Origin of the sequence: Bosea sp. 685, from assembly GCF_031884435.1 — a bacterium.
Taxonomy (GTDB): Bacteria; Pseudomonadota; Alphaproteobacteria; order Rhizobiales; family Beijerinckiaceae; genus Allobosea.
This window is the reverse complement of sequence record NZ_CP134779.1, coordinates 3,667,530-3,692,208: the sequence shown is the minus strand read 5'-3', so window position 1 is coordinate 3,692,208 and position 24,679 is coordinate 3,667,530. Positions and strand designations below refer to the sequence as shown.

Genomic DNA, 24,679 nt, shown 5'->3' with positions numbered 1-24,679 from the left:
CGACCATGACGAAAAGGGCGCGGGGAACCCTTCTCCCGGATGGGAGAAGGGCAGGGATGAGGGCCTGCCGCTGATTATTGGACCGCAACTGCGCCGCAGCGCTTTCTATTGAGAGGGCACACCCTCATCCGGCGCTCCGCGCCACCTTCTCCCATCCGGGAGAAGGAAAGAGGGCGCGTCGCGTCCTCACTCCGTCAGGCGGATGACCCTGTCCTTGCACAGATCCATGCTCTCGCCGTCGCTCTCGGCGTCGTCGCCGAAGCGGGCGAGCACGTAGTAGTTGCAGCCCGAGGGCTTGTTGAGCTTGATCGCCGTGCTCTTGCCCGGCTCCAGCGGCTTGGCGAGCTTGGCGACGAGGCGCGACTGGTCGCCGGTGGTGGCGATCTCGAAGGTCGTCAGGGGCGAGACGCGCATATTGGTGATCTTGATCTGCGCCGGCGGTTTGGCCTTCTGCGCTGCGGCGGGCGCGGCCGCGAGCATCAGCCCGGCGCAGAGCCCCGCGGCAGCAGTGGTGATAACGCGTTGGAACTTCATCATTGTTTCGTCCCCGTTAGCAAAACTTTGGCGTTCTTGGCCGGTATCTGACACCCGCCTTGGGACGAGAACAAGGCAGCAGGCCAGCGCAATCGGAACCTTGCGTGACATGGGCATGCATTGGCGCGCGAATGCGCCTATATCACCCGGCCAACTGGAATCGTTTCAAGATGTCTGCGCCAGCCGCGTCCAACCCGCCGCCGAGCTTTGCCCGCTCGGCCGTGCTCCAGCCCGGCTCCGGCTTCGTCGCGACCTTCCGCGCGCTCTGGCCCTATCTTTGGCCGGCCGACCGCGCCGACCTGCGCAAGCGTGTCGTGCTCGCCTTCGCTTTGCTGGTCGCGGGCCGCATCGTGCTGATGGGCGTGCCCTTCGCCTTCAAATGGACGACGGACGCGTTGGCCAATACGCCGACCAGCCTGGAGCGCTGGCTGCCCTGGCTCGTCGGCGCGCCCCTGGCGCTGACGGTCATCTATGGGCTGGCGCGCGTTGGCTCGGCTGCCTTCATCCAATTGCGCGATGCGCTGTTCGCGCCGGTGTTCATGCATGCAGTGAGGACGCTGGCGCTGCAGACCTTCGGCCATCTGCATTATCTCTCGCTGCGCTTCCATTTGGAGCGCAAGACCGGCGGCCTGACCCGGGTGCTGGAGCGCGGCCGCAACGGCATCGAGGAGATGGTCCGGCTCGGGCTCAACCAGCTCGTGCCGGTGGTGATCGAGCTCGTGCTGATCATCACCGTGCTCCTGGTGATGTTCGACTGGGTCTATGTCGTCGTGCTGGTCGTGATGGTGACGACCTATATGACCTATACCATCAAGGCGACGGAGTGGCGCATCGCCATCCGCTCGCAGATGAACGAGTCCGATACCGACGCCAATTCCAAGGCGATCGACTCGCTCTTGAACTACGAGACGGTGAAGTATTTCGGCGCCGAAGCCCGCGAGACGGCGCGCTACGACCTCTCCATGGCGCGCTATGAGCGCAATTCGATCAAGGCCTACACCTCGCTCGCCTGGCTCAATTTCGGCCAGGCCGTGATCTTCGCCGCCGGGCTGACGCTCTCGATGGTGATGGCGGTGCGCGGTTTTCGCGCCGGCACCCATACGGTCGGTGATTTCGTGCTGATCAACGCCATGCTGATCCAGCTCTACCAGCCGCTGAATTTCATGGGCACCGTCTATCGCGAGATCAAGCAGGCGACGCTCGACATCGAGCAGATGTTCTCGCTGATCGGGAAGGATCCCGAGATCCAGGACAAGCCGGGTTCGCTGCCGCTGCGGGTCGATGCCGGCGAGGTCCGTTTTGAGGACGTCCATTTCGCCTATATCCCGGAGCGGCCGATCCTGAAGGGCATCTCCTTCACCGTGCCGCCGGGCAAGACCATTGCGATCGTCGGGCCTTCGGGCGCCGGCAAGTCGACGATCTCCCGCCTGTTGTTCCGCTTCTATGAGCCCAATGCCGGCCGCATCCTGATCGACGGGCAGCCGATCGCGGATGTCCAGCAAGTCAGCCTGCGGGCGGCGATCGGCATGGTTCCGCAGGACACGGTGCTGTTCAATGATACGATCGAATACAATATCCGCTATGGCCGGCCCGATGCGAGCGAGGCCGAGGTCGAGGAGGCGGCGCGGCTCGCGCAGATCGACCGCTTCATCAAATCCCTGCCGGAGGGCTACGACACCTCGGTCGGCGAGCGTGGCCTGAAGCTCTCGGGTGGCGAGAAGCAGCGCGTTGCGATTGCCCGCACCATCCTCAAGGGCCCGCCCGTACTGGTTCTGGACGAGGCGACCTCGGCGCTCGATTCCTTCACCGAGAAGGAGATCCAGGATGCGCTCGACCGGGTCAGCGAGGGCCGCACCACTTTGGTCATCGCGCACCGGCTCTCGACCGTGATCAATGCCGACGAGATCATCGTGCTCGACAAGGGCCTGATCGTCGAGCGCGGCAGCCATCCGCAATTGCTCGCGGCCGATGGCGTCTATGCGGCGCTCTGGAACCGCCAGCGCCAGGTCGACGAGGCCAAGGCGACGCTGCAGCGCGCGACCGCGGAGGAAGCGCCGAGCGTCAGGGTCAGTCTGACGGAGTAGGCCGCTTTCCTTCTCCCGCGCCTTTCGCCGCCGCCGCGACGCTCTCTTCCCTTCTCCCGGATGGGAGAAGGTGGCGCGGAGCGCCGGATGAGGGTGTGCCTTCTCAATAGGAGGCACTGCGGCGCAGTTGCGCCCCAATAATCAGTGGCACACCCTCACCCCTACCCCTCTCCCATTCGGGAGAGGGGTTCCTCGCGCCCTTTCCGTCAAAGTCGGCAGCAGCCAACTTTGATGCGGGAGAAGGGGAGAAGGGAGAAGGTGCCCTGTTTAAAATCACTCGCATCTGCGGTCGTCTTTCGGCATCCTGACCATGGTGGAGCCGGTGGCTCCAATGGCCGAAATGGGGGGCTTCCAATGTTCGATCCGACCAGTTTCGTAGGCTTTCACACCTGGCTCAGCATCATCGCCATCCTGGCGGGGATTCCTGTCGCGATCGGCCTGCTCAAGGGCCACACCGTTCCGCGCTGGACCGGCGTCTATCTCGCCACCGCCTTCGCCACGAGCGCGACCGGCTACGGCTTTCCCTTCGCCGGCGTGCTGCCCTCCCATATCGTCGGCGCGATCTCGCTCGTGCTGCTGATCGTGGCGGGCTTTTCGCTTTATGGTCGCGGCCTGGCCGATGGCTGGCGGCGGATCTATGCGATCACCGCGATGCTGGCACTCTATCTGCTCGTCTTCGTCGCCGTGGCGCAGGCTTTCCTCAAGGTGCCGGCGCTGCGCGCGCTTGCACCGACGCAAGGCGAGCCGCCCTTCGCCATTGCGCAGGGCGTGGTGCTGGTCGTCTTCGCCGTGCTGACCTGGCTCGCCTCAAAGCGCTTCACCAGCGTCCACCTGGCCGCCTGAGGTACCACGCCGTCATTCCGGGGCGGCCCGCAGGGTCGAGCCCGGAACCCAGAACCTCAGGTGGTGACGATATAAGCCCGGCCGATGACGCTGCTCGATTCCCAGCTCCATCGGTTCTGGGTTCCGGGCTCTTCGCTGCGCGAAGCCCCGGAATGACGGCGTGGTTCCGAGCTAGGTCCGCAACACGCCCAGCGCCTCAGGCTCGGGCCGCCACAGTCATCAGCAAGGGCCGTTTCGGCCGCAAGGTGATCTTCAGGGTCGGCTCGGGCGGCTCCTGCGTCAGCGGCTTGAGCCTGATCGCGCGCAGCAGCACGGCCAGGATCGCGACCGCCTCCATGGTGGCAAAGGCGCTGCCGATGCAGATGCGCGGGCCGGCCCCGAAGGGCAGATAGGCATAGCGATGCCGCCGGCGCGCGGCTTCGCCCAGGAAGCGGGCCGGGTCGAAGAGATCGGGCTGGTCCCAGAGGCGCTCATGCCGGTGCACCGCCTGGATCGGCACATAGAGCACCATGCCCTGCTTCAGCGTGACGCCACCCAGCTGGAAGGGTTCCTCGACCTGCCGGGTGATGATCGGCGCGGGCGGGTAGAGCCGCATCGCCTCCTGGAAGACGGCCTTGGTCAATGGCAGCGCCATGACATGTTCCGGCTTCAGCGCATTGCGGCCGGTCACGGCCTCGATCTCCGCCAGAACGGCATCCTCGATCGCGCGGTTCTGGGCCAGGAGATGGAAGGTCCAGGCCAGGCCGAGCGCGGTCGTCTCATGGCCGGCGGTGACGAAGGTCAGGAGGTTGTCGACGATCTCGGCATCGCTCATCGCGCGGCCGGATTCGGGGTCGGCGCTGGCGAGCAGCATGTCGACGAGGTCGTTGCGGTGCTCGCCGCTGGCGCGACGCTTGGCGACCATCGCGCCCAGGGTCTCGCGCAGATAGGCGACGGAGGCAAGCGCGCGCCTGCGGCCCGGATAAGGCAGCCATTCCGGCGCGCGCAACAGGCTGTAGGCGAACATGAAGTTGCTCGGTTCGAGATAGTCTGTGATGGCGCCCTCGACCTTGCCGGCGTCGAAATCGCCGCTGCCTGAAAGCATCGTCTCGATGATGATGGCAAAGGTGGTGCGCATCATCTCATGGCCGATGTCGCGCGGCCGGGTCTTGTCGAGCCAGGTTTCCTTGTCGAGCCAGCCGTCGCGCGTCGCCTCGGCGGCCGCGATCATCGCCGGCAGGAACCCGGCGAGGCTGTCATGCTGGAAGCCCGCCGCGACCGCGCGGCGCTGCCAGCGCCAATGCGCGCCATCGGCCGTCAGCAGGCCCTGGCCGAGCGCGGGCCCGAGCACCCGGCGCAAGGTGTCGCCTTTGCCGAGCGCGCCGGCATTGCGCAGCAAGGCCTCCTGGATGAGCGCGGGATCGCAGATATAGAGGCTGTCTCGCCCGGCGACGCGCGAGAGCACGAGCTTCTCCGAAAACGCCTCCGACGGTATCGCGCTGAGCGGGTTGCGCAGCAGCGAGGTCAGCACGGCGAGCGAAGAGCGCCGGCTCCGGAACGGGATTTCGGGGGCGATCTCGACGGCAGCATCGGCCATCATGGTCAAGGCTTCGGTCTCCCGGTTCATGCTCCACGACGCGCCGGCATTGTGCCTGCGAATGTGGCGAATGAACAACCGTGGCGCGTCTTCCCTTCTCCCCTCGCATTGCCGTCATGCTCGGGCTTGACCCGAGCATCTCGTGCCGGAGGAGCCTCCCTTTTTGCCGGAGCTTTTTCCGGCCTGAGATTCTCGGGTCTTCGCTGCGCTACGCCCGAGAATGACGCGGGCCTTCATTATTCATCCGCCAGCTCCAGCCGGTAGCGCAGTTTCGTCCGTTCGCCGCTGGCATGGCTGACATAATCCTCCGGCACCGCGACGCTTTCGACCAGTGCGCAGCCGAGCTTTTCCAGCGTGCGTCTTGAGGCGGTATTGTCGGGGGTCGTGGTGAACCAGAGCTCATTGAGGCCGTGGACGCGCGCGGCCGGCATGAGCGCGCGGACCGCCTTTGCGGCAAGCCCGCGTCCGCGAAAACCGGGCTCGACGGAGAAACCGATCTGGCCGGAGAGATGGGTCAGGAGATGCGTGACCGCCGGCCGCAGGCTGATCGTACCCGCGACCATCCCGCCGACCAGGATGTCGAAGCGGAAGGCGCGCACGCCCCAGGGCGAGGTCTCGACCGGGTAGACATGGCTGAGCCGCAAGCTGACCTCCGCGAAGGCGAGCCCCGAGGGGAGGGCGTCATCCGCTTCAACCGTCGGGCCTGGCCGGGTCATGAGCGGTCCTCCTCTCGCGGTTGGAGCGTCCCAGTTGGAGCGTCCCGAGTCCGCCTGCGCTCACCGCGTCGCGACGAAGAACAGGCGCGGGAAGGGCAGGAGCACGCTGCCGTCTGGCAAGGCGGGGTAGGCCTGCGCGATCGACGCGGTATAGCGTTCGAGGAAGCCCGCCCGCTGCGCCGCGTCGAGCGGGTCAAGGAAGGGGCGTAAGCCCGTGCCCTTGAACCATTCGACGATCGCCGATGGGCCGCCCGCCAGGGGATGGTGATAGGTGGTGCGCCAGATGTCGACCCCGGAGGCGCTCTCGCGCAGGAGGCGGTAGTACCAATCGGCGCTCTGGCGGGTGCCGCGCGCCTTGGAGGCGTTCACCAGCGCCGCGGCCCAGGGGCCGTCGGCTGCCGTCTCGCGCATCAGGATATGGGCGGGCTCATCGAGATTGTCGGGCATCTGCACGGCGAGGCAGCCGCCGTTCTTCAGCTTGGCGATGAGCGCCGGCAACAGCGCGCGATGCTCCGGCACCCATTGCAGCGCGGCGTTGGACAAGATCACGTCGAAGGGGCCGGGATTGTCCCAGGTTGCGATGTCGGCGATCTCGAAGCCGGTGCCGGGCATGCGCTTGCGGGCGGCTTCGATCATGTCGGGCGAGGAATCCATGCCGATGACCGTGGCTTCAGGGAAGCGCTGCTTGAACAGCTCCGTCGAATTGCCGGGGCCGCAGCCGATATCGGCTGCAGAGGCGACATCGGCGCCTGCAAGCTGGGCGAGCAGGTCCCGGATCGGGCGGTTCCGTTCGGCTTCGAACTTGCTGTATTGCGTGGCGGACCAGCTCATCTGCATCTCCATGGCCGCTTCCTGCGGCCGCATCGGATCGGGTTCGGGCGTCAGTGCGAACGGCGCGGAGGTTACGCCCGCGCCCCGAGGCCTTCCAGCCCGGATGGCGCGGCCCTGCCAAGCGCCACTCACGGCAATCCCCAAAGGGCAGGGCGCGCGGCGATGGCGCTTGCGCCGGCGCATGGCGGGCCATAGGCATGAACTCCGAGCAAAGCTGGGCTCTGAGCCAGGCTGGGCTCCGAGCAAGGCCATGAGGTGGATGAGATGTGGAAGCGGCTGCGCCCGATGGGGGCGCTTCTCATCTCTTGCCTGACAGGGGGGCCGCTTGCCGCCGAGCCGGCGCAGAGCTGGGCGCTCTGGGTCGTCAAGCCGGACAGGCCGGGCCATCTCGAAAGCTGCGCCTCGCTCAGGACGGTGGTCTCGCTCTCGCCCTCCACCATGCTGCCGGGCGGCCGCACCCCCTTGCGGCTCGAACAGCCGCTCTCGATCCGTTGGCAGGGCGGCTATCTCGCGCAACCGGGCGGGCGGGGCGAGCAGGCAGCCGAGCGCTGGAACGCCTACGATTCCTGCTTCCTGCTGACGGTGCGCGGTGCGGTCGTCGCGGCCGGAGCCGTGCTCCGGCAGGAATCGGCCAGGCTGCTCAGGTTCGACACGCTGGTGATCCAGAGCGACAAGGCCGGAGCGCCGCTCAGCCTCTCATTGCTGCCGACCTTTCCCGCCGAGTTCGGGCAGCCGGTTTCCCCAGCCTGGAGCCAGGCGCTGACCCCGTTCAGCACCGCCTCGGCCCCCACCCTGCGATGAGACGCTCCATGGTCAAGCGGGGAGCGCTGTTGCTGGGCGTCGTCCTGCTGTTGCAATCGATCGGAGCCGTGCAGGCGAGCGGGACCAGGACGATCGGCCCCTTCGCGGTGATCACCAACGACAAACCCGATGGTCGCAAGGATGTCGCCGCGATCGTCTCCGGGCCGGGCGCGTCCTTCGGCCTGGCCATGCGCTGCATTGATGCGACCCTGTCGGTTGCGCTCGTGCCGCTCAAAGATGAGGGGCTGTTCGGTATTAGGGGCCACATTGCAGCCGTGTCCGTCCGGCCCACCGGGCATGCGGCAAGCGAGATGGCGGGCCGCGTCGCTGAGGATCGTGCGCTCTATCTGGCGGCGCCCGCGCCCATGCTCGGACTGGTGCTGGCGACGGAGCGCATGGCGGTCTCGGTGCCCGACGCTGCTGGGGCAGCCACTGAGGCGAGCTTCGATCTGCGCCTCGCCGGGCGGGCGCTGGTCGATCTCGTCGGGAATTGCCCAGCCGGTTGAGGACGCGCGACTTCGGGCCTCTTCCCCCCGCGCGCCGACCCCCTTAGATCACGTCGCATTCGGACGCTTCCGTGTGAATGCGAAGGAACGTGATCGGTTCTAAAACTGGGGAGCATTGCTCTTGCGAAAAAACCGGTACCCTTTTTTCGCGCAATGCTCTAAACCAGCGCCACGCTCTGCGCCTGACTTCCGCCGCAGAAAGCCGCCACATCCGCGCCTGCCGGCGCCAACTAAAGCCAACGGAACCTGATCCATGTCGCTCGTCGATTCCGTCCGCAAGGTGATCGTGCCCATCCACAAGGAGGGCTATGTCTTCATCGCCATCGGCTTGGTGGCGACGATCGTGCTCGCCAATCTCTGGTCGCCCTTCGGCTGGATCGGCGCGATCATCACGATCTGGATCTGCTATTTCTTCCGCGATCCGATCCGGATCACGCCGCAGCGCGAAGGACTGGTGATCTCGCCGGCCGATGGCCGCGTCAGCCAGATCGCCTCGGCCCTGCCGCCGCCGGAGCTGAACCTGCCGGCCGAGCCGATGACGCGCGTCTCGATCTTCATGAACGTCTTCGACTGCCATGTGAACCGCGCCCCGGTGCCTGGCCGCATCGTCAAGATGGCTTATACGCCGGGCCTCTTCCTCAATGCCGAGCTCGACAAGGCCAGCGACGACAATGAGCGCAATGCGCTCGCCATCGAGACGCCGGCCGGCATCGTCGGCGTCGTCCAGATCGCCGGGCTGATCGCGCGCCGCATCGTGCCTTTCGTCAAGGAGGGCGATTCGATCGCGACCGGCGAGCGCTTCGGCCTGATCCGCTTCGGCTCGCGGGTCGACGTCTATCTGCCGACAAGCGTGATCCCGCTGGTCGGCGAAGGCCAGACCGCGATCGCCGGCGAGACGGTGCTGGCCGATATGAGCGGCAACGAGGCGGTGAAGCGGGCTTTCCGGGGGATTTGAGGGCAGGGGCGTCATCCCGTGCGCATTGCGGCATGGAATGCCGCGGTGCAGACACGGGACCGCAAGACGAGAAAGCAGCCTCTCGCCCGGAGCCGGGATGATGCGCCCCTTCCTGATCACGGTCCCGCATCTGCGCAGCGGCACTTCGCGCCGCAGCGCGTGCGGGATGACAGGCGGTTCTAGCCTCCGCCTTCAAAACCGCGTATTCCCGCTCGCATGAGCGACCTGTTTCCCCCCTTCGAGCCCGAGCGCGTCGAATCCAAGCGCGCCCGTTTCAAGCCGATCCCGTTCCGGTTGATCGCGCCCAATGTCGTGACGCTGCTGGCCCTGTGCCTGGGCCTCACCGCGATGCGCATGGTCGTCGAGGGCAAGCTCGAGATTGCAACCGTCTGCATCCTGATCGCGGCCGCGCTCGACGGCGTCGACGGCCGCCTGGCGCGCATGCTGAAGGGCACTTCGCGCTTCGGCGCGGAGCTCGATTCGCTCTCCGATTTCGTCAATTTCGGCGTCGCCACCGGCTATGTGCTGTGGATTTTCGTGCTGCACGATCTGAAATCCTTCGGCTGGATCATCGTGCTGACGCTGGCCTGCGCCATGGCGCTGAGGCTGGCGCGCTTCAACGTGATGATCGACGATCCCAACCGGCCCGACTGGCAGAAGAACTTCTTCGTCGGCATGCCCGCGCCTGCGGGGGCGATCACCGCCATGCTGCCGCTCTATCTGCAGTTCATCGGCCTGCCGGTGGCGGAATATGGCGCGCCATTCGTCGGTCTCTACATCCTGTTCATCGCCTTCCTGACGATCTCGCGCATCCCCTGCTATGCCGGCAAGACGCTGGGCACGCGCGTGCCGCGCGACAAGGTGCTGCCGATCTTCGTGGCGGTCGTCGTCGTGGCGGGACTGCTCTTCGCCTATCCCTTCGAGATGCTGGCGCTGATCGTGGTCGCCTATCTGGCGCTGCTCCCGCTCAGCGTGGCGCGCTATCGCAAGCTCGAGCGCCAGCATGCGGCCGTGCCCGCTGGGCCGACTGTCGGGGTTGAAGCGCCGGGCGACGGCGTCTGAAGTGTCATCCCGCACGCGCTGCGGCACGAAGTGCTGCTGCGCAGATGCGGGACCGTCATCAGGAAAAGCACTTATTGCGGCGCGCTCAAGAAGAGCGCAGCGCGCTCAAGAAGAGGCGCCTTCACGTCGCGCGGTCCCGTGTCTGCGCCGCAGCACTTCGTGCCGCAGCGCGCACGGGATGACAGCTCTCAGCGCTTGCGGGCGCGGCCCGTGAGCCTGCTCGCATTGGCGCGGGTGCGCTTGGCGAAGGGCTCCAGCGAGCTGTTGGCGACCTTGGCAGCGGCCTCGGCGAAATCGACCTGAGCGAGCGGGTTGAGCGCAAAACCCCACCAGAACATCGCGGCGGCTTGAGATGCGGCAAGCCCGCTCTCCATCACGGCCGAGACCTTCTCGCTGACGGCCTTGGCCGCCTCGCGCTGGCCATGGCTGTCGCCGAAGGCGCCCTTCAGCAGGATCGGCATCCGCATCGCGATGGTCAGCCCGGCATCGGCCTGCATCGTCAGCACCTTCGTGGCGAGCGCCTGCGCTTCCACCCCCGCTTTTGTCACGGCGGACGGATGCTTGCTCGATATGGCCATAAGGGAGTGACTCCGGAACGCGGGACGCACAGCCCGCTTGGTCGCGTAGTGTGGTGCGTTATGCGCCATTGTGCAATGCGGCATGGCCCGTATTGCCGCCTATAATATGCGCATGGTGTATGGCCGGAGTGAAACGCGCCCGGCTGCTTGCGCTGGATGCATTGCGCCGGCGATGGATTTATCCGCCGCGGAAAATGCTCTAGAGCCTTAGCGGCAAGCGCGCCGCCCGTTGCGCGCCCCCAATTCATCGAGCCGCCTTGTGAGCTTCTTCGCCTCTCCCAAACATCCCGGCTGGCGCCCCATGCTGGTTCTGGCCTCGGCCTCGCCGCGCCGGCTCGCGCTGCTGGAGCAGGCCGGTCTCAAGCCCGACGCGCTGCTGCCGGCCGATCTCGACGAGACCCCGCTCAAGGGCGAGCGCCCGCGCGATCTCTCGCGCCGGCTCGCTCGGCAAAAGGCCGAAGCGGCGCGCGAGGGCGCCAAGAGCAGGGCCGATCTCGAAGGCTGCTACATCGTCGCCGCCGATACCGTGGTCGCGGTCGGCCGGCGCATCCTGCCCAAGGCCGAGATCGTCGACGAGGCGGCCGCCTGCCTGCGCCTGCTGTCTGGCCGCGCGCACCGGGTCTATACCGGGGTCGCGGTGGTTGCGCCCAACGGCACGATCCGCGACCGCATCGTCGAGACGCGGCTGCGCTTCAAGCGGCTCTCCAACGAGGATCTGGAGATGTATCTCGCCTCGGGCGAATGGCGCGGCAAGGCCGGCGGCTATGCCATCCAGGGCATCGCCGGCTCCTTCGTCATCAAGCTTGTGGGCTCCTATACCGGCGTTGTCGGCCTGCCGCTCTACGAGACGGTCAACCTGCTCGGCGGCGAGGGTTTTCCGATCCGCTTCGGCTGGATGAATGTGGGGTAGGGGGCGGCGGGGCGGCTTTCGCCGGGAGCGCGCCGTCATCCCCGGCGGAGTGAAGCGGAAGCGCGTGTCCCAGGCGCGTCATGGTCGGGCTTGACCCGACCATCTCTTGAACCAGAGCGCTCTGGTCATGAGGTTCTCGGGGCGCACAAGTCCGAGAATGACGCTCTACGATTGATCCCGAGTCTCCCGGAGCGTGCCATCGGGCCGGCTGAAAGCCGGACTCGGTGGGTCGCCCGGGATGACGGCGCGATTGGATTGCCGGACGAGGAAGCCGGCGGCCACTAGGGCGGCAGCGAAACCGGACGCGGCCCCGACGCCGAGCGCCCAGCGGGGGCCGAAATGATCGGCGACCCATCCGACGATTGGCGCGCCGATCGGCGTGCCTCCGAGCGCTATGCCGATGCGAAGCGCCATCACGCGTCCGCGCATGGACGGCGCGGTCGAGAGTTGCATCAGGCTGTTGGTGGCGTTGGTGAAGGTCAAGGTGGCCACGCCGATGACGACGAGCGCGCCGGCGAAGAGCCAATAGCTTGGCGCAAAGGCGCCCAATGTGCAGCCGAGCCCGAAGACACTCGCGGCGGGCAAGAGCGAGCCGAACCCGATCTTGTCGCGGCCGGCAGCGATCAAGGCGCCAGACATCGTGCCTATCGCCATGATCGACGACAGCAGACCGAACGCGCGCGCATCCGCGTGAAAGACCCCGACCGCCATGGTTGAGATGAAGATCGGGAAGTTCAGGCCGAACGTCCCGATCAGGAACAGCATGCCCAAAATCGTCTTGAGGTCCGGGCGGCCCCAGACATAGCGGAAGCCTTCCAGGAGGCTCCCCTTGGCGCGCACTGCCCGCGCGTTGGGACGCAGCTCGGAGACCCGCAGCCGGAGGAGGGAGATCAGCACCGCGACGAACGAGGCCCCGTTGATCAGGAAAGCCCAGCCCGTGCCGACAGCGGCGATGGTCAGGCCGGCGATTGCCGGCCCGACCATCCGCGCGGCGTTGAAAGAGGTCGAGTTGAGAGCGACGGCGTTCGGCAGGTCCTCGTCGCCGACCAGCTCGGCGACGAAGGTTTGGCGCACAGGCGCGTCGAACGCGGCGGCGCAGCCCTGAAGAAAGGCGAGGGCATAGACCTGCCAGAGCTGGATGACGCCGGCGACCGTCAGGCCTCCCAGGATCAGGGCCAGGGCGCCCATCGCCGCCTGGGTCGCGATCAGCAGCTTGCGCTGGTTGAAATGGTCGGCGGCGAACCCTGTCCATGGCAGGAGGAGAAGTTGCGGCCCGAACTGGAGCGCCATCACGACGCCCACGGCCGAGGCGCTGTGCTGCGTGAGCTGGGTGAGCACGAGCCAGTCCTGGGCCATGCGCTGCATCCATGTCCCGACATTCGAGACGAGCGCGCCCGCGGCCCAGAGACGGTAGTTGGAGTTCCTGAGAGACCGGAAGACGCTCGCGCTCGGGATGCTCATGAGTGCTCGGGCGTGTTCCCGCCGTTGAAGCGACCGAACAGCCGCGCCGTTAAGAGGGCCAGCAGGAACATGCCGAGTCCCAGCGCCGCGACGTTCGAGACGTCACGCAGCTCGAACTCGCCGACACCGCAAACGAGAAGATAACCGATGACGAGATTGAAGAACCCCCAGAGCACGTTGACGGTCGAGGAGGAAAGACCTTGCCCGGGCGGGTTGGCGAACGGGCTCTGGAACGGCCTGCCCATCATGCCGCTGACGAGGTGCGGAACGGTATTGGCCAGGAACGCTCCGCCGAAGAAATAGGACGCCAGATGAAGCCACACCATGTCACGCGCTCCTTGTTTGCAGGAGGTCGATGATCTCCTGGCTGGTTCCCGTCTCCCCCAGCCGTGGGAAGACGTTCTTGATGCTGTAATCGTGAGCCTCGGGACGCGTGTCCGTCATGGCGTCGATAGCAAGGGTGACGTTGAACCCCTTCTCGTAGGCTTGGCGCGCAGTCGCCTCCACGCCCGTCCCGGTGGCGACGCCGAGGACGACCACCTGGGTGACGCCCGCCGCCCCAAGCCGCTTTTCGAGGTCCGTGCTGGCGAAGGCCCCCCAGCTTCGTTTGGTTACGACGATGTCGTCCGGCTGTTGGTCGAGCTCGGGGATGAAGTCGGTGAAGCCCTCGGTGAGCGCGCCGCTGTGACGCGGCGGTTGCTCCGTGCGGCCCGGCGCTCCGCCGGCGACGTTGATCAGCACGACCGGCAGGCCGAGTTCGCGGAAGGCGCCGATCAGCGCCCGGGCCCGATTCACGACCTCGCCGATGGGATGGACAAGGGGGGAGCCGGCAATGCCCTTCTGCAAATCGACGACGAGCAGGGCGGTATTGGGGTCGAGGGTCGTCAGCGCCATGGGATGTTCTCCTGAGAGACGTGATGTCGGCGGGGCCCGGGGCCTCAGTCGTCGGCGATCCGTTTGAGCAGTCCAACTGCTGTGGCGAGGAGTTCCATTTCGTCGCTGGAAAGCCGCGCCTGGAGTCTTCGCGACAGCCAATCCTGCCGCGCCGCGCGTCCCTCCTGAATCCGTTGGCGGCAGGCCTCCGTGAGCGACAGAAGGGTCTGTCGCCCGTCGGCCGGATCCGGCGCGCCGCTGACCAGATTTGCGGATTCGAGCGCGGCTATGACCGCGGCCATGGACTGCGGACGCATGCCCTCGGCGCGCGCGAGGCTGGACGTGGTGGCCCGCCCCTCCTGTTCGAGGCGAAGGAGCACCGACACCTGGGACGGCGTCAAATCTCCGCCGCCCGCCTGCTCGCGCAGCCGGCGTTTCAGCCTGCCCACCAAGCCTCGGAGTTCGGCCGCCAAGGCGAAGGCGTGTGCGAGGCTGGACTCGTCTGAGGGAATATCCATGGCAGCTGAATGCCACATAGACAGGTAAACTGTAAAGTTAAATTTTACAGCTTACCTGTCTATATGATTGGGCGCATTCCGGACTTGGCGCGCTCCGTCGCTCCCCCGGTTCGCGACGCAGCAAGGTGTAGAGGTGCTCGGGCGCGGCAAGGTCGGTGGTTCGCCCCTTCATTGCGACTGATAGATATCCGCCCGGAGGACTTCCATGAAGCGCGCGGGGGCTCCAAGCGGTCCAAATCCAAACTGACCATACAAGCTATGAGCGTCTGAGGTGAGAAGCAGGAGGCGTCGCAAGCCTTGCAGATGATCGTGCTCGATGACGCACTGCATCAGCCATTTGGAAAGCCCCTTGCCGCGATGCTCCTTGAGAATGAACACGTCGGCAAGCAGCGCGAAGGTCGCCTTGTCCGTCACCACCCGCGCAAGCCCGATCTGGGCCGTGTCCGTATAGACCCCGAAGCAGATCGAGTTCTCGACGGCCTTTTCAACGGTTGATCGGGGCACGCCACGCGCCCAGTAGCTCTCTTCCGCAAGGAATCTGTGAATGACATCGATGTCCAGCCGCTCGGCGTCGGTGGAAATCTCGTAACCTGCCACAGCGGCGTGCTGCATATATCCGGCTCCCCGCCCACCGAACTCCTGAACGCCAAGAAACGCCTGAACGTCAAGCGATGCTGTGCGGGAGAGCCAGGCATTCATAGGATGGAATTGCCGGATACTGCGCCGAGCGGCCGATTGAGGATGGCGGCTCAGGGGCGTCTGAAGCGGTCGCCAAGGTCTCCTTGCCACGCATCGCGCAACTCAGCCCTGACCCGCACCTTGCACCCTGCGCGATAACCCCCGATCCTGCCTCCCGTAAGCGCGCCGGCCTCACAAGGCGCGCCTCCAGGAGGAACACACATGACGGGACGTCTCAGGGGCAAGGTCGCGATCGTGGCCGGCGCGGGTTCGATCGGGCCGGGCTGGGGCAATGGCAAGGCAACCGCGACGATCTTCGCCCGCGAGGGCGCGAAAGTGATCTGCGCCGACATCAACCGCGACGCGGCCGAGGAAACCGCCGCCATCATCCAAAACGAGGGCGGCCAGGCTTTTGCCGTGCAGACCGACGTGACCAAGGCCGATGCGGTGGCCGATCTCGTTGCGCGCGCGCTCGGCCGCTATGGCCGCATCGACATTCTCGACAACAATGTCGGCATCGCCGAGGTCGGCAGCGTCGTCGATCTGCCCGAGGAGGTTTGGGACCGCGTCTTCAAGGTCAACCTCACCGGCGCCTTCCTGGCGATGAAGCATGTCATCCCGGTGATGCAGCGCCAGTTCGAGGAGGGCGGCGAGGGCGGCTCGATCATCAACATCTCGTCGATAGCCTCGATCCGCCATACCGGCGTGCCCTATGCCAGCTATTCCGCCACCAAAGCCGCGCTGAACCAGCTCACCCGCACCACGGCTGCGCAATTCGCGCCCCAGAAGATCCGCGTCAACGCGATTCTGCCCGGTTTGATGAAGACGCCGATGGTCGAGCATTCCGCCGGCCTCGCCCAGGTCTATGGCGATGGCGACATCGATGCGATGTGGGCGGCGCGCGACGCGCAGGTGCCGATGGGCCATATGGGCGAGGCCTGGGACGTGGCTTACGCGGCGCTGTTTCTCGCCAGCGACGAAGCGCGCTATGTCACCGGCCTCGAACTCGTCGTCGATGGAGGAATCACGCTCAAATATGGCTGACAATGAAAACGCCGCGCCGCCCGCCAAACCCTGCCCGATCTGCGGCAAGCCGCGGGTCGCCCAATACAAGCCCTTCTGCTCGCCCCGCTGCGCCGATATCGACCTCGGCCGCTGGCTCAAGGGCAGCTATGTGATTCCAGGCGCGCCCGTCGACGAGGCCGAGGCCGACAAGCCGGCGCACGACGACGAGGATTGAGCGGGTTTGGCGGAAAAGCCGCCACGGAAGGAGGCCGGAAAGCGCCTTGTCGCGATAGCGATGGAAAGCTTGCGCAAGCGACTGGACAGCCGCGAGCCCGGCCATTATACCGCCTCCACCAACAGGGACGGGCGCTTGCCCATCCCCGGCGCCCAGATAGCTCAGTTGGTAGAGCATGCGACTGAAAATCGCAGTGTCGCTGGTTCGATTCCAGCTCTGGGCACCATTTCCCCCTCTGAGGGTTGATCAGCAAGCAACGCCGTTCAATCAAGAACTTGCAGTGGCTTTCGCGGAGCCTGGCAGGTGCCCCCTAGTGCGACCTGCCGAACAGTTCGCTCGCGCCGTCTAACGCTCCTGCCGCTAACAGCCCCAGGCCGGCCCCAACAAACCATGGTGAAGTAGCTAAGATGCCGACAACGACGCAGCTCAACGCGATGAACGGAAAGCGATAGACGCCCGATGCTGCGTTCAGAAACTCATTGAGTCCACAAAGCGCAACTCCGATCCAAAACACCCAAGCCACGTCCGTGTAGAAGCCCAACGCGCCGACAAGAGCGCCCCCGAAAGGAAGAAGCAGAGTGATCGCTGACATGGACATCTTCCCCCGCGACCACTGAGCCCCGTCCGTTTCAGCAGTGCAATAGGTTGCATCAGCTTGCGGCTTGCATTTCCTTCCGAGCCTTCAGGATGCGGTGCACGCTCGCCTTACCAATCCCGAGCCGCCTCGCGATCTCAGACAGACTCACGTCCTGCCCTGTCGGACCATCGTAACTCCACAGGGTCTTCCCGGATGTGACTGGACAACTTGCCGGCTGCTTCCGGATGGTGAAGTGTCTGTAGGTCGTGGGGGCGGACTGCATGCGAGCACTGCTGAAGGCCCATCCGTGGATTGTGAGCTTCCTTGCGGTTTGGGCGGGCATCACGAGCGCCAACCTCATGAGGCCGTATCCACGCCTCTTCTGGACCATTGTCGCGATTGAGGCCGGCGCGATGCTGGCTTACTTCGTGTGGCTCTTCTGGCCTCCGCCACGTGTGGGCAAATCCCCTGAGGCAAGGCCGAGGCCGCTCTTTGAAGATGAGCGTCCCGAGCGCCGCATCACTACACCGGCGAAACGTGGGAAAGGCCAGGAATAGCCGATAGCTCTCCAGGCTAGGCCAGTACCGACCCTCTCCGCAACACCCTGCAAGCTCCCGACCTGTAGCGGCAAGGGGCCTTCAGGAGTCCTACCGGGTACAGTAGGTTGTGGTCTGCTTTGGCTGTTGGGGAAACGCCGTGTTCGATTGGATGAAGAGAGCTGTTTCCAAGTCGCCATCGTTAAACGCCGCTATGGGCGATGTTTTAGTCGAGGCGCAGGGGGTGCGGGGACAGACCGCTGAGGGCCATCTGCAATGGCGCGTCAAACGGGGGCTAGACGGTCGCCTATATGTCGGCGCGAAAATGTTAGCGGATGCCTATGCCGGAGAAGAGGGGCGGCCGAACAATTTCATCAACTTCGACCTTCAGGCAGCTGAGAAACTAAGAGCAGAGCTTGATAGCTGCATCGGGGAGCTGAGAAGGCTCATTGCTGCCCAGTAAACCGTCTGACCTCTCTTCAGGCGTCCGGCAGGCTCCCGTGATGGTGGCCTACAGAAAACGCGAGGGGCCACGGGAGGAAATCGGGAAGCGGCCGGAGAGAAGAGGGCTTTCAGATTTTGGCTTCCAATTATGCGGGGTCGTGCCAGCTATATTAGGTCGGAGCGCGTATTGAGGGTACGCATTTGTCGACTCACACTTCACAGGTGTCCAGTGCACTTCAAACTAACTTATTCAATCCACGGAATGCACGTTCGGCGCCAGGACGAACTCCCCGCAATATGTCGCCTTGATAGCGGGAATATGATCACTTTCTGGAGTCGGAAAATAGAGCAGGGCGATCACTCCAAAAGTGACTTATGCGCCGATCTTATTTCCCTTCGCCAGCCTCCTCAGCGCGTATCGGAGACGCTGAGAGGCTTGAAGAAAGGGAGTCTACTGCTGGATGATCCCCTACAGGACGATCTCCCTCACTATGTGAGAGGTGATTTAATCGTGGATGAAAAGGGCAACATAAAGCCCAACTGGATCGTTCCTTTCGGCCTTCTTCCAAAAGGTGCCAAGCCATGGCTGCGGGAATTTAAGAAAGAGGCGTCGGATTTGCTGACCAATTACATCCGGGTAATGCGCTGGCGACAAGCAGCGTCGGGGACTCACCGACCATTTGGAATGGTGGGGTTCTACTGGTCAGACGACGGCGGGACATGGAACAATGTCCCTACCGAGTATCAGGTCTTTGCCCGCCAGTCTCAAGGCTTCGACATGCGGCCTGACGCGCTGGCTGCGACTGCTGATCTGATTGCTGCCAACGCTTTGGAGCCTTTCGCGCACGAGCTTATACGCGAGGCTGGCCATTTGGCCTCCAACGCGCCGCGCAGTGCACTGTTGATCGCCTTTTCGGCGCTGGAAACAGGCTTAAAAGCGCATGTCGCCTACTTGCTAAAGGGCAGTGAGACCTTGCTCGCGAAGTTGCCGTCTCCGCCGGTGAACACGCTATTAAGCGAGGTGATACCAGAGCTGCACTCGAGGGCAGGCATCAAGACAGAACACGTGCCGCTAGCGAAGCCTGCACGCGAATATCTCACGAAGTGGGTGACTCAGCGAAATCAAGTAGCGCACGGCGTCAAACAGACCGTTGACGGAGAAGACCTTAATGAGCTGATCCGCTTCGTGTCAGACATCCTGTACGTCCTCGATGCCTGCCGAGGCAAAGAGTGGGCGCTTGCCCACCTTCGCAGCGGCCATTTCTCTGCCTAGTAGTTCCCCGAAAGAGTCGGGCTGAAAGCGCAGCCGTTTTTCTTCGGCACCAGAAGGCTCTGTGCTCGATAAAGGCGTATTTTCGCCGATTGAAAGCTGTTCTGCCTTGGAAAGGGCCGGGTAGAGCTCCTTGGAGCGGAGCGCCATCACCGAAGAAGATGAATGGCGCTGATGAAAAGAGCGATCCAGAAGGCTCCGCCAACCAAACCCGCGATACTGCTGTTGAGAACGGGCTGCCGTCCTTCCCGCCAGTAAGCTGCGAATGGTTTCTTGTTCTCACGGTAATCGGCGACAGCTAGTCTGCCAAACGTAAGGCACTCCACAAGAGCCTTGCCCGTGTGGAAGCAGACGATTTCCGAGATGACGGACCAAAGGAAACGGAGCGTTTGCCCAACGATTGCTTCTAGCAAGATTGCAGCCCCAGTGGAGTTATTCCTGGCACTCATACCGTAGATGACCGCAAGTCCTCCCGGCTAGCCCGCTATCCCCGCCCGCCTTCACGCGGTGGTAACCATATAAGCCCATCTCTCTCCTCAGCCTTTGCTGAGAGACATCCAATGCTGAGCCGCCGATCGTTTAACCTGTTCACCATGTCCGTTGGCGCGACCGGCCTGGCAGGCTGTGGGACCGGCAGCATCGTTGCCCTTCCCGACATGTCAGTGGGCAAGCCGCGCCCTCAGACCCGGACGCTGGCGCGCCCGAACTATGCCGAGGTTTACACCGCCTATCCAGGCGAGCGGTTTGCGGTTCCTGCGGTCAATTCCGGCGATATCGATCCGGAATATCTTCGCCAGACCGTCGAGTTCCGCCGGGATCAGGCCCCAGGATCGATCGTTATCGACCCTGCATCCTACCATCTCTATTTCGTTGAATCGCCGGGGATCGCGACCCGCTACGGGGTCGGTGTCGGCCGCGAGGGGTTTGGTTGGTCTGGCGCGGCGAAGATCAATATGAAGCGCGACTGGCCAGACTGGGTGCCGCCTCATGAAATGGTCGAACGCGACCCCGAGATCAAAGCCAAGCTCGAAAGGACGCCCCGAGGTCTCGGCGTGCTCGGCGGCCCGAAAAGCCCGCTAGGCGCGCGCGCCATGTATCTGTTCGATGGAACCGGCGATCTCGGTTACCGCATTCACGGAACCCTCGAGCCTTATACGGTGGGCACCAACGTGTCGTCCGGCTGCATTCGGATGATAAACCAGGACATCATTCATCTGTATGCGCGCGTGTCGCTGGGCACGCCTGTAACCGTGTTGCCCGCATAAGCGCGTCGGACGATCAGGGCGGATGGGTGCGCTCAGGCAGGCGAGCGCCTGGCCCGCGGTGCAAAGAGGGCTCGTCCGCCACGATATCGGAGCGGTCGCGTTTTCGCGGACGGGTGCCCCCGCCAGAGCTGACTTAGTCCGCACAAGCACTCCAAGGCTGGCGTCGATTGGTTTCGCAAGGCTGTCCCGAAGGACGCGCTGGGAGCCGTTGGGCAGCGCGAGCAGGCCTGCACGCTTCGCACGAAGGACCCTGCGGAAGCGCGGACGGCTCACGCGAAGGTGGCGGCGGAGATTGGAAGTGCTGGCGAGCCCTTCGATCCTGGCACTGTATAGCGGGTCATACGGGCGCTGTTGACCCTATAGCGTAAGCGCAGCCTTGATGTGCGCGGCGACCAGTGGCGGGCATTTGGGATGTTTGTCGAGCCTTGGCCACATGCCACGGGACGAGGCTTCCAAGCCGTCGAACATATTATTTGTAAGCGTCTCCATCAGATAGCCGTGCTTTCCCGACGCGTCTCGATAGGTGTACTGCCCCTGCTTGAGAGCGCTGATGTGGCCGTCTTGCACCCCACCACGGCTGCGCTGCAACCCTCGGATAGCCAGCATCAGCTTGTCATACTCGTCGGTCGAGAATGGCGCGCCGGGGACAACCGCCGCGTAAATCAACCTAAAACTCGGATCTGAAAGCTTTGCCGTCGGCAATCCCATGCAATAAAAGCCAAACTGAACCAACTGCACGTCGTCAGGGCGGTTAGGACTTTTAGCCCCAACGTTTGACGTGAGGTTCCAAAGCATCTTCGTGATGCCATTTTGTTGGCCTGTCAGCATCTGCATAGCCGAAACCCTCCTTTGCCCAGCCATCTGAGCCGACCAGGTCGGTGCCGGCAATGGCGTGGACATCAGCCTCAGGCACTCAGGCATGTTCCTGACGCAGGGGCATCGACCGTGCCGTTCCCTCCTGCCGGCGCGACGATGGCTAAGCGCATGTCGCCGGCGGACGCTCTCGTCTCGCCAAAACCGCTCTCGCCCCTCCCAATTGCGCGAATGACGGGGTGGCGTCAGGGATAAGCACTGCCCGGCAATCCCGTTGACCGAAGCCGTCGCCCAGGTGCAGCCTCGCACATATCTGCGCAAATCCGCGAGGACGAAGCATGGAACGCCTTCACATAGGTGCCTGCCATTGCGGGGCGATCGCGGTGGAGCTGAGGACGCCGCGCGCTCCTGAGGAGCAGGTCATCGGTGCCTGCCAGTGCTCGTTTTGCCGCAAGCACAATGCCCGTACCTTCTCCGACCCGAAATCAAGCGCCATGCTGACGGCGCGCGAGCCGGAGCAGTTGCAGCTTTACGCCTTCGGCCTGAGCACCTCCGAGGTGGTGATCTGCAGGCGTTGCGGGGTCTATGTCGCGATGCTGATGACGGATGGGGCTGAGGCCTGGACCACGCTCAATATCGACCTGCTCGACGAGCGCGCCGCCTTCACCCGGCCGGCCGAGCCCAGGGATTTCAGCACTGAGGCAGCCGAGGGCCGCATCGCGCGACGCAAGGCGCGCTGGATACCGACGATGCTTGTCGGCTGGCCGGCAGGGCGCTGAGGTCGGCGCAGCCCCATCCCACCACGGCTCTCGTCCCCAGGAGTCTGGCCGATAACGATGCCGTTGTTTTCAAAAGCTTGAACATCACGGAAAAACGCGCCGTCATCCCGGGTCTCCTTGCCGTCGCCCGGGATGACGGCGCGTTTCAAGAGAAAATTCCAACCGACTGAAACCCTTGCTCACATGATCGGCCAGCCTCTGAGGAGCCGCGTAAGCGGCGTCTCGAAGGATGCTCCAGATGGTTCGGGAGCCTCCTGGAGCATCCTTCGAGACTAAGCTCCTGCGGAGCGCTCCTCAGGATGAGGGCTGAGGGGGGGCCTAGAAATTTCTGATGATGCGGCGGCGAAGAGGATATTTTGAATTTGTCGAAATAGACTTCAAGAGATCTGGAGCTTATGCCGCCAACGCCGAGAGATATTCACGCGCATTAACAGTTGTGGCCGAATTTCGGCATGGTTATGACGCTGCGATAGCTTGTCATTCAGTTTTTATTCATTTTTGGATTGTTAAACCTGCCCTACACGTGATGGAGGGTGCCATGGGCGCGCTAACTCGAATCGGTATCGCTGGTCTTCTGGTGGTCGGTATTTCCGCAGCCTCGCTGCCGCTGTCGACGGCCGCGCAGGCCCGTGACGGCTTCAATGGCGCCTTGTTCGGCGGCATGGCGGCGGGCGCTCTCGTCGGCGGCGCGCTTGCCGGAGCCGGGCGCTATGCTCCACCGCCGCCCTATTACGGACCCGCGCCCGTCTATGCCGGGCCGCGCTATTACGAGTCCGACTGCTATGTCACGCGGCGCCCGGTCTATAACAGCTGGGGCGACTTCGTCGGCTATAACCGCGTCCGCGAGTGCGACTGACGCGAAGGCCGGTCGGCTCTCCCAGGCCGGGGACAGGTACGTTCGGCCGGTGACAGGCCGGGCGAGATGCGCGATGTTCGCTCGTATGATCCGAATCGCCGCCCTCATCGCAGTCGCCCTCACCGGTCTCGCCGGCGAGGTTCTTGCGGCCGGAGCTTGCCGGCCGACGCTGGACGGCAAGGACCGCATCGAGCGAAGCGGCGCCTGCCCCAGCGGCTATTATGTGCGCGGCGCCTGCTGCGAATCCTTCCAGGCCAGCGCCCAGCGCGCCGCGCCGACGCTCGGCAAGAAGACCTGCCCAGCCGGCACCGTTGCGAGCCTTGGGACCTGCGTGACCGGCAAGTGAGGCGCTGCCGCCGGGCGTTGCGTCAGCTCGTTTTCCGCACAGCCCAAATCGTCATTGCGAGGAGCGCAAGCGACGACGCAATCCAGGAAGGCGCGCTCGACGGCCCCCGGATTGCTTCGGCTCGCGCTCGTAATGACGTGGGCAGCTTGACGAAAAAGCGCCTCAACCGCGCCAATCAGCCGTCATTCGAGGAATTCAACTCGTCGGGCGTCAGGCCCTCATCGTCGCTGCTGAGGCCCGCGGCCTGCCGCAGCGCGTCGTTGATCCGGTCCTGCCAGCCGGGGCCGCCGCTCTGGAAATGCTCCAGCACCTCGCTGTCGATCCGCAGCGAGACCATTTCCCGGGCTCCGGGAATGGCGGGCCGCTTCACGGCCGGGGCGGGGATTTTTGGCGCTGCCGGCTTGAACAAGGCTTCGGCCTTGTCCCGGAGATTGACCGGACGGCGGGGTCTGTCTTGGCTCATCGAACTTGGCTCATGGGAGGCCTTGGCGCTGTGCGTGGATCGTCGCGGCGACATCGCGCCCGCTCGCCAGCAGGGCGCGGCGGTCGGGCGTGTCCATGCAAAGGCTAGTGGCTGCCGTGGCCGCTGTACAGGACGGCCGCGGATTTGCGTCGACGCCGCAAGCCTGACTCAGACCGCCTGACTCAGACCGAGACGTCCACCGCCCCGCCGAGGCCGGGCACGGTGCTTCTCTCCTGCTGGCCTTGCACCTCCTCGGCCGGCTTCGCCTGCTCGGCGCTCTTATTCGCCTCAGTCGCCTGCTTGAGCTGGGCTGCGCGCTGCTCGGCTGCCCGCAAGGCCTGCTCGGCCTGCTGCACGGCGGCGCGGTCCTGCTGCAGCGTCTGGTCGTCCGCCTTGTCCTTCTCGTCGGCAGCGAGCTTCGCCGATGCCGTGGCGAGCGCGGCCGAGGCCTGGGCGGCTGCCGCGTCGGCCTGGGCGAGGGCGGAGCTGTTGTCGCTGCCGAGCGACGCCGTGCTGATGGCCGACGCGGCGCTGACGCCTGATATGCTGCTCATGACCGGCTCCGGAGTTCGCGCGCCGCGCGCGCGATTCGCTTACGAGTGTGCCGGACAAGTTGTTCTGGATTGTTTCTGCTGCGTTACCGCCGGTTCTCCGGAGCCGGGCAGGGCGGCGGTTTGCTGGGGCCGTTTGCCCTCGATTCATCGGCTCACAGCAAAACCCGCGCAAATCTCCACGGGACGGCTTGTCAAAGCGCGCGGCAATCGGGCATAGAGCGCGTAACGGAGACGTGGCCGAGAGGCTGAAGGCACTCGTTTGCTAAATGAGCATACCCCACAAGGGTATCGAGGGTTCGAATCCCTCCGTCTCCGCCACCACCCCTATCCACCCGAAAAGTAATATCTTTCTCCGGCCGTGACTCGCAGGTTTGCAGAACGATTTGGGAGCATGTTTGGGGGGGGGGCGTCTCTGTCGTATGCGCATGCGCCCACCGGCGAAAGAATATCGAGCGCCGGGGTGCAACCGATCGGATCGAGGCGTTCAACTGCGAACTCCGGCACGGCTTGCCGGGCCATGATGAAGGTCCGCTCCATTTCGGCGACCTTGCCCGGCATGGGCCAATTTCTTTGAAACCCGGACAGTCGATGGGTCTCTTGCTGCGCTGAC

At 64.6% G+C, this 24,679-nt stretch carries 32 protein-coding genes and 2 tRNA genes; 18 read left to right on the top strand and 16 right to left on the bottom strand.

The features are described from left to right. Positions 1–186 precede the first annotated feature (186 nt). Positions 187–534 carry a hypothetical protein gene (locus RMR04_RS18585; protein ID WP_311909812.1) on the bottom strand — a complete coding sequence of 116 codons (348 nt, stop codon included), beginning with the start codon at positions 532–534 and terminating at the stop codon, positions 187–189. 131 nt (positions 535–665) lie between these two features. Between RMR04_RS18585 and RMR04_RS18580 the strand changes: the two genes are divergently transcribed. Both RMR04_RS18580 and RMR04_RS18575 read left to right on the top strand, forming a co-directional pair. Beyond that, positions 666–2,618, top strand: coding sequence for an ABCB family ABC transporter ATP-binding protein/permease (locus tag RMR04_RS18580; protein WP_410492134.1), 1,953 nt, complete (start codon positions 666–668; stop codon positions 2,616–2,618). 354 nt (positions 2,619–2,972) lie between these two features. Then, entirely contained in the window at positions 2,973–3,461 is a 489-nt protein-coding gene (locus RMR04_RS18575; RefSeq protein WP_311909810.1) for a hypothetical protein, read from the top strand. Positions 3,462–3,657: 196 nt separating this feature from the next. Here RMR04_RS18575 and RMR04_RS18570 read toward each other — a convergent pair whose 3' ends face one another. The 3 genes from RMR04_RS18570 to tam form a co-directional block, all read right to left on the bottom strand. After that, positions 3,658–5,037 (bottom strand): cytochrome P450, encoded by a 1,380-nt coding sequence (locus tag RMR04_RS18570; protein ID WP_410492274.1) that lies wholly within the window; start codon positions 5,035–5,037, stop codon positions 3,658–3,660. Between the two features lie 236 nt (positions 5,038–5,273). Next, complete coding sequence (locus RMR04_RS18565; protein ID WP_311909808.1) at positions 5,274–5,753, bottom strand: GNAT family N-acetyltransferase; 480 nt, start codon at positions 5,751–5,753, stop codon at positions 5,274–5,276. A gap of 60 nt (positions 5,754–5,813) precedes the next feature. Further along, the gene (tam, locus tag RMR04_RS18560) at positions 5,814–6,590 is read right to left on the bottom strand and encodes a trans-aconitate 2-methyltransferase (RefSeq protein WP_410492273.1); all 777 of its coding nucleotides are present in this window, start codon (positions 6,588–6,590) and stop codon (positions 5,814–5,816) included. 279 nt (positions 6,591–6,869) lie between these two features. Here tam and RMR04_RS18555 point away from each other — a divergent pair, with 279 nt between their 5' ends. The 4 genes from RMR04_RS18555 (at position 6,870) to RMR04_RS18540 (ending at position 9,908) form a co-directional block, all read left to right on the top strand. Further along, entirely contained in the window at positions 6,870–7,385 is a 516-nt protein-coding gene (locus RMR04_RS18555; protein ID WP_311909806.1) for a hypothetical protein, read from the top strand. A gap of 8 nt (positions 7,386–7,393) precedes the next feature. Beyond that, positions 7,394–7,891, top strand: a complete 498-nt coding sequence (locus tag RMR04_RS18550) for a hypothetical protein (RefSeq protein ID WP_311909805.1) — start codon at positions 7,394–7,396, stop codon at positions 7,889–7,891. A gap of 253 nt (positions 7,892–8,144) precedes the next feature. Beyond that, positions 8,145–8,846 (top strand): phosphatidylserine decarboxylase, encoded by a 702-nt coding sequence (locus RMR04_RS18545; protein ID WP_092175917.1) that lies wholly within the window; start codon positions 8,145–8,147, stop codon positions 8,844–8,846. Positions 8,847–9,062: 216 nt separating this feature from the next. Next, a complete protein-coding gene (locus tag RMR04_RS18540) occupies positions 9,063–9,908 on the top strand; it encodes a CDP-alcohol phosphatidyltransferase family protein (RefSeq protein ID WP_311909804.1) in 846 nt (281 codons plus the stop codon). Between the two features lie 188 nt (positions 9,909–10,096). Here the strand turns inward: RMR04_RS18540 and RMR04_RS18535 are convergent, their stop codons facing one another. After that, positions 10,097–10,456: a hypothetical protein gene (locus RMR04_RS18535; protein ID WP_139221316.1), complete on the bottom strand. Its 360-nt coding sequence runs from the start codon at positions 10,454–10,456 to the stop codon at positions 10,097–10,099. A gap of 331 nt (positions 10,457–10,787) precedes the next feature. Here RMR04_RS18535 and RMR04_RS18530 point away from each other — a divergent pair, with 331 nt between their 5' ends. Continuing rightward, complete coding sequence (locus RMR04_RS18530) at positions 10,788–11,396, top strand: Maf-like protein (protein WP_311909803.1); 609 nt, start codon at positions 10,788–10,790, stop codon at positions 11,394–11,396. 165 nt (positions 11,397–11,561) lie between these two features. On the opposite strand, the gene RMR04_RS18525 is transcribed toward RMR04_RS18530, so the two are convergent. The 5 genes from RMR04_RS18525 to RMR04_RS18505 all read right to left on the bottom strand — a co-directional run bounded on the left by RMR04_RS18525 (position 11,562) and on the right by RMR04_RS18505 (position 14,860). Next, entirely contained in the window at positions 11,562–12,857 is a 1,296-nt protein-coding gene (locus RMR04_RS18525; protein WP_311909802.1) for an MFS transporter, read from the bottom strand. After that, entirely contained in the window at positions 12,854–13,183 is a 330-nt protein-coding gene (locus tag RMR04_RS18520; RefSeq protein ID WP_311909801.1) for a hypothetical protein, read from the bottom strand. The genes RMR04_RS18525 and RMR04_RS18520 overlap by 4 nt, the downstream gene beginning before the upstream one ends. Position 13,184: 1 nt before the next feature. Next, entirely contained in the window at positions 13,185–13,751 is a 567-nt protein-coding gene (locus tag RMR04_RS18515) for an isochorismatase family protein (protein WP_311909799.1), read from the bottom strand. A 44-nt stretch (positions 13,752–13,795) separates the two neighbouring features. After that, the gene (locus RMR04_RS18510) at positions 13,796–14,248 is read right to left on the bottom strand and encodes a MarR family winged helix-turn-helix transcriptional regulator (RefSeq protein ID WP_311909798.1); all 453 of its coding nucleotides are present in this window, start codon (positions 14,246–14,248) and stop codon (positions 13,796–13,798) included. A gap of 168 nt (positions 14,249–14,416) precedes the next feature. Beyond that, positions 14,417–14,860 carry a GNAT family N-acetyltransferase gene (locus tag RMR04_RS18505; protein WP_311909797.1) on the bottom strand — a complete coding sequence of 148 codons (444 nt, stop codon included), beginning with the start codon at positions 14,858–14,860 and terminating at the stop codon, positions 14,417–14,419. Positions 14,861–15,148: 288 nt separating this feature from the next. Between RMR04_RS18505 and RMR04_RS18500 the strand changes: the two genes are divergently transcribed. From RMR04_RS18500 to RMR04_RS18490, 3 genes are all read left to right on the top strand, one after another. Further along, the gene (locus tag RMR04_RS18500) at positions 15,149–15,970 is read left to right on the top strand and encodes an SDR family NAD(P)-dependent oxidoreductase (protein ID WP_311909796.1); all 822 of its coding nucleotides are present in this window, start codon (positions 15,149–15,151) and stop codon (positions 15,968–15,970) included. Continuing rightward, positions 15,963–16,166, top strand: coding sequence for a DNA gyrase inhibitor YacG (yacG, locus tag RMR04_RS18495; protein ID WP_311909795.1), 204 nt, complete (start codon positions 15,963–15,965; stop codon positions 16,164–16,166). The genes RMR04_RS18500 and yacG overlap by 8 nt, the downstream gene beginning before the upstream one ends. Before the next feature lie 150 nt (positions 16,167–16,316). Next, positions 16,317–16,392 (top strand) — tRNA-Phe (locus RMR04_RS18490). An 84-nt stretch (positions 16,393–16,476) separates the two neighbouring features. Here RMR04_RS18490 and RMR04_RS18485 read toward each other — a convergent pair. After that, positions 16,477–16,758: a hypothetical protein gene (locus RMR04_RS18485; RefSeq protein WP_311909794.1), complete on the bottom strand. Its 282-nt coding sequence runs from the start codon at positions 16,756–16,758 to the stop codon at positions 16,477–16,479. A gap of 58 nt (positions 16,759–16,816) precedes the next feature. After that, positions 16,817–17,026, bottom strand: a complete 210-nt coding sequence (locus RMR04_RS32135) for a helix-turn-helix domain-containing protein (RefSeq protein WP_410492272.1) — start codon at positions 17,024–17,026, stop codon at positions 16,817–16,819. 413 nt (positions 17,027–17,439) lie between these two features. Between RMR04_RS32135 and RMR04_RS18480 the strand changes: the two genes are divergently transcribed. From RMR04_RS18480 to RMR04_RS32130, 4 genes are all read left to right on the top strand, one after another. Further along, on the top strand, positions 17,440–17,742 hold the full coding sequence (locus tag RMR04_RS18480; RefSeq protein ID WP_311909793.1) for a hypothetical protein: 303 nt from the start codon (positions 17,440–17,442) through the stop codon (positions 17,740–17,742). A gap of 300 nt (positions 17,743–18,042) precedes the next feature. Continuing rightward, a complete protein-coding gene (locus tag RMR04_RS18475) occupies positions 18,043–18,996 on the top strand; it encodes a hypothetical protein (protein ID WP_311909792.1) in 954 nt (317 codons plus the stop codon). A 557-nt stretch (positions 18,997–19,553) separates the two neighbouring features. Continuing rightward, the gene (locus tag RMR04_RS18470; RefSeq protein ID WP_311909791.1) at positions 19,554–20,258 is read left to right on the top strand and encodes a L,D-transpeptidase; all 705 of its coding nucleotides are present in this window, start codon (positions 19,554–19,556) and stop codon (positions 20,256–20,258) included. A 198-nt stretch (positions 20,259–20,456) separates the two neighbouring features. Continuing rightward, positions 20,457–20,591 (top strand): hypothetical protein, encoded by a 135-nt coding sequence (locus tag RMR04_RS32130; RefSeq protein ID WP_410492271.1) that lies wholly within the window; start codon positions 20,457–20,459, stop codon positions 20,589–20,591. Between the two features lie 24 nt (positions 20,592–20,615). Here the strand turns inward: RMR04_RS32130 and RMR04_RS18465 are convergent, their stop codons facing one another. After that, entirely contained in the window at positions 20,616–21,092 is a 477-nt protein-coding gene (locus RMR04_RS18465; protein ID WP_311909790.1) for a hypothetical protein, read from the bottom strand. 317 nt (positions 21,093–21,409) lie between these two features. On the opposite strand from RMR04_RS18465, the gene RMR04_RS18460 reads away from it, so the two are divergent. The 3 genes from RMR04_RS18460 to RMR04_RS18450 all read left to right on the top strand — a co-directional run bounded on the left by RMR04_RS18460 (position 21,410) and on the right by RMR04_RS18450 (position 23,052). Next, positions 21,410–21,850, top strand: coding sequence for a GFA family protein (locus RMR04_RS18460; RefSeq protein ID WP_311909789.1), 441 nt, complete (start codon positions 21,410–21,412; stop codon positions 21,848–21,850). 538 nt (positions 21,851–22,388) lie between these two features. Next, entirely contained in the window at positions 22,389–22,706 is a 318-nt protein-coding gene (locus RMR04_RS18455; RefSeq protein WP_311909788.1) for a hypothetical protein, read from the top strand. 73 nt (positions 22,707–22,779) lie between these two features. After that, positions 22,780–23,052 (top strand): hypothetical protein, encoded by a 273-nt coding sequence (locus RMR04_RS18450; RefSeq protein WP_311909787.1) that lies wholly within the window; start codon positions 22,780–22,782, stop codon positions 23,050–23,052. A 175-nt stretch (positions 23,053–23,227) separates the two neighbouring features. Here RMR04_RS18450 and RMR04_RS18445 read toward each other — a convergent pair whose 3' ends face one another. Both RMR04_RS18445 and RMR04_RS18440 read right to left on the bottom strand, forming a co-directional pair. After that, complete coding sequence (locus tag RMR04_RS18445; protein ID WP_311909786.1) at positions 23,228–23,515, bottom strand: BrnA antitoxin family protein; 288 nt, start codon at positions 23,513–23,515, stop codon at positions 23,228–23,230. A gap of 182 nt (positions 23,516–23,697) precedes the next feature. Then, the gene (locus RMR04_RS18440; protein ID WP_311909785.1) at positions 23,698–24,069 is read right to left on the bottom strand and encodes a hypothetical protein; all 372 of its coding nucleotides are present in this window, start codon (positions 24,067–24,069) and stop codon (positions 23,698–23,700) included. Between the two features lie 227 nt (positions 24,070–24,296). Between RMR04_RS18440 and RMR04_RS18435 the strand changes: the two genes are divergently transcribed. After that, a tRNA-Ser gene (locus tag RMR04_RS18435) sits at positions 24,297–24,387 on the top strand. A gap of 6 nt (positions 24,388–24,393) precedes the next feature. Here the strand turns inward: RMR04_RS18435 and RMR04_RS18430 are convergent. Next, complete coding sequence (locus RMR04_RS18430; protein ID WP_311909784.1) at positions 24,394–24,627, bottom strand: hypothetical protein; 234 nt, start codon at positions 24,625–24,627, stop codon at positions 24,394–24,396. Positions 24,628–24,679 lie beyond the last annotated feature (52 nt).